General features: G+C 68.1%; 11 protein-coding genes. 7 read left to right on the forward strand and 4 right to left on the reverse strand.

Going from position 1 to position 11913, the window contains the following annotated elements; genetic code table 11:
- Nucleotides 1-16 precede the first annotated feature (16 nt).
- Nucleotides 17-2464, forward strand: a complete 2448-nt coding sequence (locus tag ACJJV6_RS09185; RefSeq protein WP_407710369.1) for a phosphoketolase — start codon at nt 17-19, stop codon at nt 2462-2464.
- Here ACJJV6_RS09185 and ACJJV6_RS09190 read toward each other — a convergent pair.
- Nucleotides 2461-3213: a DUF429 domain-containing protein gene (locus ACJJV6_RS09190; RefSeq protein WP_407710370.1), complete on the reverse strand. Its 753-nt coding sequence runs from the start codon at nt 3211-3213 to the stop codon at nt 2461-2463. The genes ACJJV6_RS09185 and ACJJV6_RS09190 overlap by 4 nt on opposite strands.
- 125 nt (nt 3214-3338) lie before the next feature.
- Here ACJJV6_RS09190 and ACJJV6_RS09195 point away from each other — a divergent pair, with 125 nt between their 5' ends.
- Nucleotides 3339-4169 (forward strand): alpha/beta fold hydrolase, encoded by an 831-nt coding sequence (locus tag ACJJV6_RS09195; RefSeq protein WP_407710371.1) that lies wholly within the window; start codon nt 3339-3341, stop codon nt 4167-4169.
- Between the two features lie 10 nt (nt 4170-4179).
- On the opposite strand, the gene ACJJV6_RS09200 is transcribed toward ACJJV6_RS09195, so the two are convergent.
- Nucleotides 4180-5505, reverse strand: a complete 1326-nt coding sequence (locus tag ACJJV6_RS09200; RefSeq protein ID WP_407710372.1) for a carboxylesterase family protein — start codon at nt 5503-5505, stop codon at nt 4180-4182.
- A gap of 214 nt (nt 5506-5719) precedes the next feature.
- Nucleotides 5720-6208: an inorganic diphosphatase gene (locus ACJJV6_RS09205; RefSeq protein WP_009358393.1), complete on the reverse strand. Its 489-nt coding sequence runs from the start codon at nt 6206-6208 to the stop codon at nt 5720-5722.
- 155 nt (nt 6209-6363) lie between these two features.
- On the opposite strand from ACJJV6_RS09205, the gene dacB reads away from it, so the two are divergent.
- Nucleotides 6364-7884 (forward strand): D-alanyl-D-alanine carboxypeptidase/D-alanyl-D-alanine-endopeptidase, encoded by a 1521-nt coding sequence (gene dacB, locus ACJJV6_RS09210; protein ID WP_407710373.1) that lies wholly within the window; start codon nt 6364-6366, stop codon nt 7882-7884.
- Nucleotides 7885-7894: 10 nt separating this feature from the next.
- On the opposite strand, the gene ACJJV6_RS09215 is transcribed toward dacB, so the two are convergent.
- Nucleotides 7895-8101: a hypothetical protein gene (locus tag ACJJV6_RS09215; RefSeq protein WP_407710374.1), complete on the reverse strand. Its 207-nt coding sequence runs from the start codon at nt 8099-8101 to the stop codon at nt 7895-7897.
- A 300-nt stretch (nt 8102-8401) separates the two neighbouring features.
- Here ACJJV6_RS09215 and ACJJV6_RS09220 point away from each other — a divergent pair, with 300 nt between their 5' ends.
- The 4 genes from ACJJV6_RS09220 to ACJJV6_RS09235 all read left to right on the forward strand — a co-directional run bounded on the left by ACJJV6_RS09220 (nt 8402) and on the right by ACJJV6_RS09235 (nt 11779).
- Nucleotides 8402-9619, forward strand: coding sequence for a zinc-dependent metalloprotease (locus ACJJV6_RS09220; RefSeq protein ID WP_407710375.1), 1218 nt, complete (start codon nt 8402-8404; stop codon nt 9617-9619).
- Between the two features lie 138 nt (nt 9620-9757).
- Nucleotides 9758-10822 carry a tRNA lysidine(34) synthetase TilS gene (gene tilS / locus ACJJV6_RS09225; RefSeq protein WP_407710484.1) on the forward strand — a complete coding sequence of 355 codons (1065 nt, stop codon included), beginning with the start codon at nt 9758-9760 and terminating at the stop codon, nt 10820-10822.
- Between the two features lie 30 nt (nt 10823-10852).
- Nucleotides 10853-11404, forward strand: a complete 552-nt coding sequence (gene hpt / locus ACJJV6_RS09230; protein ID WP_009358389.1) for a hypoxanthine phosphoribosyltransferase — start codon at nt 10853-10855, stop codon at nt 11402-11404.
- 3 nt (nt 11405-11407) lie between these two features.
- Complete coding sequence (locus ACJJV6_RS09235; protein WP_407710376.1) at nt 11408-11779, forward strand: VOC family protein; 372 nt, start codon at nt 11408-11410, stop codon at nt 11777-11779.
- The last annotated feature ends 134 nt before the right edge of the window (nt 11780-11913 follow it).

Consider the following 11913-nt stretch of genomic DNA (forward strand, 5'->3'; position numbering starts at 1 on the left):
CGACGTGAGGATGGCTATGACCGGCAGCATGGGGCAGGACGACGCAGTGCAGGACGATCCAGTGCAGCACGACGCAGGGCATGAAGAACTCGAACTGGTGGACCGCTGGTGGCGGGCCGCCAACTACCTTTCCGTTGGCCAGATCTACCTCCGCTCCAACCCGCTGCTGCGTGAACCGCTCACGGCGGAGCACACCAAGTCCAGGCTGCTGGGACACTGGGGGACCACCCCCGGACTTAATTTCGTCTACGCCCACCTGAACCGCGTGATCCGCCGCGACTCCACCGAGATGCTTTTTGTGGCCGGACCCGGCCATGGTGGTCCCGCCGTCGTCGCCAATGCCTGGCTGGAAGGCACTTACTCGGAGATCTACGCCCACGTGGGCAACGACGCCGAGGGCATGGCGGAGCTCTTCCGCCAGTTCTCCTACCCGGGCGGCATCCCCAGCCATGCCGCGCCGGAGAGCCCCGGCTCCATCAGCGAGGGCGGTGAACTTGGCTACTCGCTTGCCCACGCCTACGGCTCGGTGTTCGACAACCCGCAACTGGTCACCGCCGTGGTCATTGGCGACGGCGAGGCTGAAACCGGGCCGCTGGCCGCCAGCTGGCACTCCCACAACTTCCTGGACCCGGCAGCCGACGGTGCCGTGCTGCCCATCCTGCACCTCAACGGCTACAAGATCGCCAACCCCACCGTCCTTGCACGGATGCCGGAGCAGCAGCTGGAACAGTTGCTGCGCGGCTACGGCCACGAGCCCTATTTCGTCACGGTGGACGATCCCGACGCCTTTGAAAAAGCGCACCGTGACTTCGCCGAAGCGCTGGACCGTTGCATGGCGGAGATCCGTGCCATCCAGGACGCCTGCCGGGCCCCCGCCGAAAACTCGGAAACCCGGAATGCCACGGACCAGGCCGCACCCCGCTGGCCCATGATCGTGCTGCGTTCGCCGAAGGGCTGGACCGGGCCGCGCAGCGTTGACGGGAAGCAGGTGGAGGGCACGTGGCGCAGCCACCAGGTCCCGCTCTCGGAGGTGCGGACCAACGGGGACCACCTGCGGCAGCTTGAGGAGTGGCTGAAGTCCTACCGCCCCGGGGAACTGTTCGACGGCGACGGCCGGCTCCGGCCCGACGTCGCCGAGGGGGCGCCAACCGGGAACTTCCGGATGAGCGCCACGCCCCACGCAAACGGCGGCCTGCTCCGGCGCGCACTGAAACTGCCCCAGTACCGGGACCACGCAGTGGAAGTTCCGGCCCCCGGCACGGAGCGGGTGAGTCCCATGATCACGCTGGGTTCATGGATGCGGGACGTCATCTCCCTGAACATGGAAAACTTCCGGCTCTTCGGCCCGGACGAAACGGCGTCGAACCGGCTGCAGAACGTCTACGAGGTCACGGACAAGGTGTGGCAGTACCGGATCGACGACGTCGACGAGCACCTCGCCCGGTCCGGCCGGGTCATGGAGGTCCTGAGTGAGCACCTGTGCCAGGGCTGGCTCGAGGGTTACCTGCTGACCGGACGCCATGGGGTGTTCAGCTGCTACGAGGCGTTCATCCACATAGTCGACTCCATGTTCAACCAGCACGCCAAATGGCTCAAGGTCCACCGCAAGCTGCCGTGGCGCCAGCCGGTGGCGTCACTGAACTACCTGCTGTCCTCGCACGTCTGGCAGCAGGACCACAACGGCTTCTCGCACCAGGACCCGGGGTTCATCGACCATGCGGTGAACAAAAAAGCCGAGGTGATCCGGGTGTACCTGCCGCCGGACGCGAACACCCTGCTGTCCGTCATGGAGGGCTGCCTGGCGTCCACGGACTACGTGAACATCGTGGTCAGCGGCAAGCAGCCGTCCCCCACCTGGCTGGGACCGGCCGATGCCGCCCACCATTGCCGGCGCGGGCTGGGAATCTGGGGGTTCGCCGGGTCCGAAGTCCCCGGTGAGGAGCCGGACGTGGTCCTCGCCTGCGCGGGCGACGTCCCCACCGTGGAAACCGTGGCCGCGGCGGAACTGCTCCGCGATGGCGTTCCCGGGCTGAAGGTCCGGGTGGTCAATGTGGTGGACCTGATGCGGCTGCAGGACGAGAGTGAGCACCCGCACGGGCTCCCGTCACGGGATTTTGACGGGATCTTCACCACGGACAAGCCGATCATCTTCGCCTACCACGGCTACCCGGCGCTGATCCACCGGCTCACCTACCGCCGCACCAACCAGGAAGGCATGCACGTGCGCGGGTACAAGGAGGAGGGAACCACCACAACGCCCTTCGATATGGCCATGCTGAACGGCATCGACCGTTTCCAGTTGGCGATCGATGCGATTGACCGCGTTCCGGGGCTGGCCGAGAAGCACTCGCTCCTGCGGCAGGACCTGCAGGACCGGCGCATGCGGGCGAGGGACCACACCAGGGAGCACGGTGAAGACCTGGAGGAGATCCGGGACTGGAAGCTGGGGGTTGACCGGCTTTAGTCCGCCAACTCTTCCAACGAGCAGGCCGGCAGGTGGATCCACCCCTCCGTCAGCGCGGCGGCGGCCTGGGTTTCGCCGGGCAGGAGCGTGCGACGGCGGGCCACGGCGCGGGCGGTGAGCGAAGCGACGACGGCGTCGAACAGGTCGTCCGATCCGGCCAGTTTGTCCCCGTACCCGGCCAGGTCCAGCCAGGGCGCCTGGCTTCGCAGGGCGTCCAGCAGCACCCCGAGCCGTTCCGCCTCGGGAATTCCGCGTCCCTTGTAGCCGCGCCCGTTGAGCCCCCAGATCTTCAGCGAAGCCGCCGGATAGACCTCCGCCAGCCGGCCGGAGCCGTCCCTTGCATGCGGTCCATGGAGCGCCGCGACTTTTGCCTGGATCACGGCGCAGCGCATGGCCGGATGGGCCAGCCGGTCCGCGGAGACGCTCAGCGGGATGAGGCCCGTGCGTGCGGTGACGAACCGGTCGGTGTCCCGGTAGGCCAGGAGGCGCCGCCCGGCTATGCCGTCGTGCGCCAGGACCGGTCCGGCGTCGAACGCTGCGTGCCCGGTGAGGAACGGGACCAGCGCGTCCGGCCAGCCCACGGGACAGTCGACGCCGGCCATGTCGCAGGTGCCGAACAGGTCCACGATCCCCTGGTCGTCCACATCGAGTTCAAGGTGCACCAGTTTCGCTGCACCGCCGCTCCACTCGATGACAGCCACCGCGGTCTTCTTCGTGGCCGCAGCCAGGTCCACGCCGAGCGTCTTCACGTGACCAGACTCTACCTTCGGTTGGTCCGGCCGGCGCCGGACACCACGTGACTCCCTGCCCGGGTTCTGCAACTCTGGTGCGTGGTGGGCTGCCCGGCCGACCCTGCGTGAAAGGACCCATCCCCGTGCCATGGCTTGACGTACTCGGCAACGACATCCACTACACGGACTCCGGCCGCGGCCGCCCTGTGGTGCTGCTCCACGGCCATGCCTCGGGGGCAGCATGCTGGGAGCCGATCATCAGCGAACTGGAACAGGACTTCCGGGTCCTGGCCTATGACACCTACGACCATGGCTGGTCCTCCAACTCCCCACGGCAGGGGCCGCTGGTGGACAGGGTTGCCGAGCTGGACGCCTTCATCACCGCCCTCGGCCTTGAGCGGCCGGTCATCGTGGGCCAGTCAATGGGCGGCATGACGGCACTCCGCTGGGCCATCCGCCACCCCGACGGTGCTGCTGCGCTGGTGGTGTGCGGGATGGGCTGGCCGCTGGTGGTGCCGCCTCCCGGACAGGCCGGCCAGCCGGAAAAATTCGAGGTGTTCAGCTCACTGGACGACGACGAGCGGATCTGGCTGGGCGTCGGAAACTCTTTCACGGAGCAGTGGGTCGCCGACAACCCGCGCGACTATGCCCGCTACATCCGGGTCCGTTCCACTGCCACCGCCATCGAGGCCGCCAGGCATCCCCGCAGCCTTGAGGAAAGCCAGGGGGAATTCCTCAGCGCCGACCCGGCCGACGTCGAGTGGTTCCAGCAGGGCCTGGAATCAGTAGCCAGCCCGTTGCTGGTGCTGATCGGGGATGAGGAAAGGCCGCGGATCCGGCGCGGAGCCGAGCACGTTGCCGCAACAGTGCCCGGCGCCCGGCTCCTGGTGGTCGAGGATGCCGGGCACAACGCCTACTTCCAGCGCCAGGACATCCTGGTGGAGGCCATCAGTAACATAGCCGGCGCGGCCTGAACTCCGGGATTCAGGCGGCGTGGTAGGTGAGGGCCCCCGGGATTCCGCCCGCGTCACCCAGCACATCACCGCGGGCGAAGCCTGCCCAAAGCGCCCGCACCTGCCTGCCCACCTCGTCCACCTCGTCCCAGCCGGCACCGGCGATCAGGCCGACGCCCTCCCACGTGCTGCGCGTGCCGAAAAGCAGCGGAAGGTCGATGGTGTGGGCAGCGCCAAAAATGTTGTCCGGCGCGTGCCAGTGCAGGATGTAGCGGTGTGCACGGCCGCCTGCGCGTGCGTGGCGGCGGGCAAACCTCCGGGCCGCCCTGCCGTACACGGTTTCGGTGACCACCCGGTCCACAGCGCGCACCGCCGCGGCTCCCACCACGGGAACGCCCTGCACCCGCATCAACAGCCGGTTCCGTGGCAGGAACAGCCGCGCTTCTTCCGAGGTATGCCCAATCAGCACGTCAATGCCCGGGGCGGAACGGTTCCAGGCTGCCTCGATGTCCTCTTCTTCGGGCAGCGGCGCGTGACCGTACTGGGTACCGAAGGGCATCGCCGCCAGCATCCCGAACCTGCGGGCCACCTGGGCAACATGCGCTTCCCGCTCCACCACCTCCATGGCCGGAGTGTCCTCGGTGACCGCATCGGCCGCGATGCCCATGGCGTGGTTCATCTTCGCGCGGCCCCGGGCAATGCCCAGCGGTGCGCTCTGGATGATGGCCCGTTGAAAGAGCGACGGCGCTTCCGGCGTCGCCATGAGGTGGGCGATGGCATCACCACCGGCGGACTGGCCGAACGCGGTCACCCGGCCGGGGTCGCCGCCGAAGGCAGCGATGTTCCGCCGCACCCACCTGAACGCTTCCAGCTGGTCCAGCAAACCAAGGTTTCCGGGCCGGCCGTTGTGCGTGGCCAGGAATCCGAACAGCCCCAGCCGGTAGGTCACGGAAACCACCACCACCCGGTTCTCGGCCACCAGCACGGCAGGATCGAAGATCGCGAGGTCGCCCGAGCCCGTGGTGTAGGAGCCGCCGTGGATCCACACCATGACGGGCAGGCGTTCAGCGGCGGCGATATCCCCGGGCATGGTGATGGACAGGTTCTGGCAGTCCTCGCTGCCGGGAAGTTCGCCGTACCGGGTGCCCAGGACGTCGTCGAGGAAGGGAACCGGGCCCTGCGGGCACGCCGGCGCCAGCGAGGTGGCGGAGAAGGGCTCCGTCCAGTCCGGAACCGGGACGGGCGGCTGGAACCTGGCGGCGGTGGCGTAGGGGATACCGGTGGCGCGGAGGACGTCCCCGTCGCGCCAGCCGAGCACGGGACCGCAGGGGGGACTGAAGATAGCCTCGGAAATCACAGGTCCACGATTCCACATCCTGCCTTTGACTTTTTGTCCACGTATGGCGACTTGCGGGCTTGGGAAGCCGCCATACGTGGACAAAAAATCCACGTTAAGGCCGACGGCGGGTGCCCGGCTCTTGCGAACCAGGCACCCGCCGTCGGTCCTATGACTGGGCCCACGCCGTCAGGGTTCCCTGGCCGAGCGAAGCGAGGCTAGGGGGCGGTGGGGACTAGTGTGCGGTGGGCACGTAGCGCTTGATGGACGCTTCCAGCTCTGCCTCGGCGGCGGCGCGGTCGCCCCAGCCCTCGGCCTTGACCCACTTGCCCGGCTCCAGGTCCTTGTAGCGGGTGAAGAAGTGCTCGATTTCCTTGATCAGGAACTCGTTGACGTCGCTGACTTCCTGAATGTGGTCAAAGCGGGCATCCACCGGAACGCACAGGATCTTGGCGTCTCCGCCGCCGTCGTCGGTCATGTTGAAGACGCCGATGGGGCGGGACTCAACGATGACGCCGGGGTGCAGGTCGAAGTCCTGCAGCAGCACCAGGGCGTCCAGGGGATCGCCGTCCTCGCCGAGGGTGTTTTCGAAGTACCCGTAGTGGGTGGGGTACTGCATGGCGGTGAAGAGGACGCGGTCCAGGCGGACGCGGCCGGTCTCGTGGTCAACTTCGTACTTGACGCGCGATCCCTTGGGGATCTCGATGGTCACGTCGTGCTTCATGGAATGCTCCTCGGCAATTGCAGGGGGTGCGCGGCACACTTGACGGGCCCACAAAAAGGAGTGTCCGTGCCGCCGACTACAATTGAGGATATAGCGAGAGGCCCTGGAATCAGGAACTTGTGGGGAAATTTCAGGACTTGAGGACCAGCACCAGCATGACCAAAACAACCGGCACGGATCCGTGGCCTGACCGCATCCGCCGGGGTGTCATGAGCGGCGGGGAGCGTGCGCGCCGCACCTGGCCGCAGGCCGTGCTCATCGCTCTCCTGGTGGTGCTGGCCATCCCCGCGGTACTGCTCGTGGCCCCCGGATTCCTTGGCCCGGAGCCGCCCGCCCCGCCGCCTGCCGCTCCTGAGTGGCAGCAGGCCCCCGCCACTCTTTCCCCGCACCAAGGCCTTGTGTCTTTGGACGCATCCGCCGCGGTTCCGTCCCGGGAATCGCTCACCGCCCAGGTGGACCCCCTGTTAAAGGCCGACGGCGGCGGCGGGTTCACGGGCATCGTCCAGGATGCGCTCACGGGCCAGGTCCTCTTCGACAGGGGTGCCTCGGAAGGCCGGGTGCCGGCGTCGAACATGAAGCTGCTGACGGCGATGGCCGCGCTGCGCACCCTGGGCCCGGAGCATCGATTCAGCACCACCGTGACGGCAGGACCGGCCGCGGGCCAAGTGGTACTGATCGGCGGCGGGGACGTCCTGCTGGGCCCCGGGGAATCCGACGCGGAGCAGGTGCTGGGCCACGCCGGCCTTGCCACCCTGGCGGCCCGGACCGTGGAGGGGCTGCAGGCACGTGGAACAACCGGCGAAGTCAAAGTCCTGGTGGACGATTCCCTCTTTACCGGGCCTGCCCTCAACCCCGCCTGGCAGGAGGGCGATGTTGCCGCCGGCGAGGTGGCGCCGCTCTATCCGCTGGCACTGAACTCGGCACGTTTCGATCCTGCCGTCACCACCGGACCGCGCCCGCAGGACTCGGCCATCACCGCCGCCCAAGAGTTCGCCGCCCGGTTGCGGGAAGCGGGTGCGGCCGCGGGACTTACTGTGGCGGCCGGCGTCGAACGTTCACCGGGGGCGGCCCAAGGCGGGGTGGACGGCGGGTCTGGCGCGGACCCTGCTGTCCTGGCGGAAGTGGAATCGGCCACGGTGGCCCAGCAGGTCGACCTGATGCTGCGGGAATCGGACAACTACCTGGCCGAGGCACTGGGCCGGCTGGCTGCCCTTGCTACCGGCCAGCCCGGCAGCAACGACGGCGCCACGGCGGCTGTCCGGGCCCAGGTGGCAGAGGCCGGCATCCCGGCCGACTCCATGAAACTCGTTGATGTGTGCGGGCTTGCGATGGGCAACCAGGTCTCCGCCCGCCAGTTCGCCGAGGTGGTCCGTGCCATGACGGCCGGCACCGACGCCAGGCTTCGGGAAGCGCTGGACGGGTTCCCCGTGGCCGGCCTGACCGGCACCCTGGACACCCGGTACGGGGAAGGCACCACCGCGGGCGGCGCGGGGCTGGTGCGGGCCAAAACCGGCACGCTGAACACCGTGCTGGCGCTGAGCGGCTATGTGGTGGATGCGGATGGCCGCCTCCTGGTGTTCTCCTTCATCGGCAACGGACTCACGCCCGGTGCTGCCGGCAACAAGGTGGCGCTGGACAGGGCGGCCACGGCCCTCGCCGCCTGCGGCTGCCGCTAGGACTCTGCCGCTAGGCCTCGCGGCGGACCGGTTCCGTTGCCGCAAGCTGCGGCGCCACGCTGGCGGACACCACGCCCGACGGCGGTGCCGCCTCCGCTGCCACGGCGGCAGGGGCAGCGGTACCCAGCAAGGCGGCCATGACGACGGCGGCAACCACCGATGTCCAGCCCTTGCGCGGACCGGCGGTCAGGGGAGCAATGGGGCGGTAGGGAATCATGGTTACCTCCTGGGGACATGGGCTCAGCGGATATAAGCGGCCGCGGACCGCATAACCGGCGCGGGCGAGCGCCGGTTATGCGGGCCAGGGCCGTTCGTGGGGACCGGGCCACCGAGCTTGATAGCAACAACATTGCCGGGCCCTCTTAGGCGAGGGCTTTCGGGATCCTGTGCGCGGACTGTGTGAAGCGGACTGTGTGAAGCGGACTGTGTGATTCCCCGCCGGCAGGAAAGCCCCGTGCGGTTCGCCGGTCAGCGAACTTAAGGACGATCCACGGCCTGCTGTGTTCTGATGGGACCTATGGAGTCCACTGCACGCGAGTCCGCATCGACCTTGCCCTCATCGGACGGGTCGGAAGCCCTGTCCACGAACGGGCAGTCCACCAGTGCGCAGCCGAACACTGCCCAGCCAGGTTCAGCCCAGCCAGTTTCTGCCCAGTCCCTGATCAACTGGGACCTGGCCGCCTCAACCGCGGCGCGGCTGGCTCCTGCCGGGCCGGTCCTGGACCAGGCGGAAATCGCGGAAGCCGTGGACAGCCTGCGCCGGCTCGCCGACGCCTCCGTATCCCATGTCCACGAAATCACCGGGCTCGAAGCCGCGCGGGACTTGCGGGACTCCACAGTTCTCGTGGTGGACAGGGCATCCTGGGCGAAGGCCAACACCCAGAGCTTCGCCGTGATGCTGAAGCCCGCCATGGAGAAGATGCTTGAAAGCCGCCGCGGAACCTTGAGTCCTGCGGCAGCCAGCGTCAGCGGCGCCATCACCGGAAGCCAGTTGGGCGCCGTCCTTGCCTTCCTGTCGAGCAAGGTGCTCGGCCAGTACGATCCCTTCGCAGCGATGGCCGAAGGGTCCAACGCGCCGTCGGGCGGCAGGCTCCTGCTGGTTGCGCCCAACATCGTGTCCGTGGAGCGCGAGCTTAACGTCACGCCGGAGGACTTCCGTCTTTGGGTGTGCCTGCACGAGCAGACCCACCGCGTTCAGTTCGCCGCTGCCCCCTGGCTGCGGCACCACATGCTGCAGCAGATCGACGAACTCAGCGGGCACCTGCTGGGCAACGTCGACTCGCTGATGGAGCGGGCCACGGCGGCCGCCCGCTCGCTGAAGGACCGCACGGCCACCGGCACCACCCCCGGCCGGGGCGCCATCCTGGACCTGCTGCAGGACCCGGAGGAAAAGGCCGCCATCTCGCACCTCACGGCCGTGATGAGCCTGCTGGAGGGGCACGCGAACGTGGTGATGGACGCCGTCGACGCCAGCATTGTGCCGTCCGTGAAGACCATCCGGCAGCGCTTCAACGACCGCGGCAAGGACCGCGGCGTGATCGAGAAGTTCATCCGCAGCCTCCTGGGACTCGATGCCAAGATGCGCCAGTACTCGGACGGCGCCCGGTTTGTCCGGGCCGTGGTGGATGTTGCCGGGATGGAAGGGTTCAACCGGGTCTGGGAGTCGGTGGACCACCTGCCCACCGAGCCTGAGATCCACGACGCCAAGCTGTGGCTTGAGCGGATGGGACTGTAATTGCCCGAGGCTGAAGTTGTTCCTGCGGCTGCCGCTGCCGCAAGCGTCCCCGGCAGGACCATCAGCACAGGCAGGACCATCAGCACAGGACGACGGCGGCCCGGCAGGCTGGCGCCCGTCGTCGGCACCGCGCGCAAGATGTTGGGCGACGCCCTGGCACAGGCCGGGTATCCCCGCCACGTCCTGGTGGCCTGCAGCGGCGGGCCGGATTCACTGGCGCTCGCCGCCGTCGCAGCCTATTTCGCCCGCCGCGGGCACGTTGACGGCCACCCCGTGACGGTGGGTGCGGTGGTGGTTGACCACCAGCTCCAGGAAGGTTCCGGACACGTGGCCGCACGTACCGCAGCGGCGCTGACCGACCTGGGACTGTCACCGGTGGAGGTCCGCGCCGTGACCGTGGCAGGCGCCGGCATGGGCCCGGAGGCTGCGGCCCGGGAAGCGCGGCACGAGGCCCTGGAAGCGGCGGCCGCCAGCCAGGGCGCGGACGCAATCCTGCTCGGGCATACGCTCGATGACCAGGCCGAACAGGTATTGCTGGGGCTTGCCCGCGGCTCGGGAACCCGTTCCCTCGCCGGCATGCGGCCTGCCCGCCGGGGCCAGGGAAACAGCATCCTGCTGCGGCCGTTCCTGGGCCTCCGGCGCGCGGACACCGAGGAGATCTGCGCCGTGGAGGAACTGGAGCCCTGGCACGATCCCACCAACGCTGACCCGTCCTTCGCCAGGTCCCGCACCCGGGTGGAGGTCCTCCCGCACCTTGAGGAGAAGCTGGGTCCGGGCGTTGCCGAATCCCTGGCCCGGACGGCAGCCATCCTGCAGCTCGACGCCGACTACCTTGAGGATGTGGCCGAAAGCACCTACGCCGCCCTGGCCGAGCGGACCGGTGCCGACGTCGCCCTCCCCGAGGAGGCGTTGCGCGCCCTGGCCCCCGCCATCCGGTTCCGCGTGATCGCCAAGGCAGCGGCCGACGTCGGCGGGCAGCAGCCCAGCTACCAGCGGCTTCTGGCGGCGGAGGCGCTGCTGCGGCGGCAGGGCTCCGCAGGTCCCGTCCAGCTTCCCGGCGGGGTAGGCGTGTACCGGTTGTCGCTGGCTGAACTGGAAAGCGCCCCGGAAGCTGCCGGGCCGGATCAGCCCGGATCCGTTCCCCGCGGAGGGCCGCGCTGTGGGAAGCTAGTGTTCCGGCATCAAAAGCCGCCCACAAAATAGTCGCACCCCGCATCTACACAGGAGCCATTGGTGGATTCAAACGACGTCCAGGCAGACCTCAAGCACGTTCTCTACACCAAGGAACAGATCCAGCAGCGGATCACCGAACTCGCAGCCCAGATCGACAAGGACTACGAGGGACGCGAAATCCTGATCGTGGGCGTGCTCAAGGGCGCTGTCATGGTCATGGCCGACCTGGCCCGGGCGCTGCACAGCCACATCTCGATGGACTGGATGGCTGTCTCCTCCTACGGCTCCGGCACGCAGTCCTCCGGCGTGGTGCGCATCCTCAAGGACCTGGATACGGACCTGATGGGCAAAGACGTGCTGATCGTCGAGGACATCATCGACTCCGGCCTGACCCTGTCCTGGCTGAAGACCAACCTGGAATCGCGCGGCACCGCGTCCGTGGAAATCTGCACCGCGTTCCGCAAGCCCACCGCAGCCAAGGTGGAAATCGACGTCAAGTACGTGGGCTTCGACATCCCCAACGAGTTCGTGGTGGGCTACGGCCTGGACTACGCCGAGAAGTACCGCAACCTGGACTTCGTTGGCACGCTGGCCCCGCACGTTTACGAGTAAGCCATGGACCTCGGCGCTTTTTCGGTAGGCCTCGCCGTGGAGGACCTTGCGGCGTCCATGGAGTTCTACGGGAAACTGGGCTTCACGCAGTACGCCGGGGATCCGGCCCAGAACTGGGTGATCATGAAGAACGGCCACGCGAACATCGGGCTGTTCCAGGGGATGCTCGAGAAAAACGTGCTGATCTTCAACCCCGGCTGGAACCAGGACGCCGAAGCGCTCGGCTCGTTCACGGATGTCCGTGAACTCCAGCGGCAGCTGAAGGCCCAGGGCGTCAGGTTTGACGCCGAGGCGGACGAGGCAACAGCGGGCCCCGCAAGCGCGATACTGGCAGACCCGGACGGCAACCCCGTCTACCTGGACCAGCACGTGTAGGTGCCGCGTGTGTACCCAGCAGTCCCCGGGCCGGCCCCGGCGCCCGTACGCCCACAGGGAACTTTTGCTTTTCACCATGCGTGATCTACTCCGGACGGTGTATAGCTAGAAGCTGACGCAGCACCATCACGCGC

The organism is Arthrobacter nitrophenolicus (genome assembly GCF_045833485.1).
Lineage (GTDB): Bacteria > Actinomycetota > Actinomycetes > Actinomycetales > Micrococcaceae > Arthrobacter > Arthrobacter nitrophenolicus.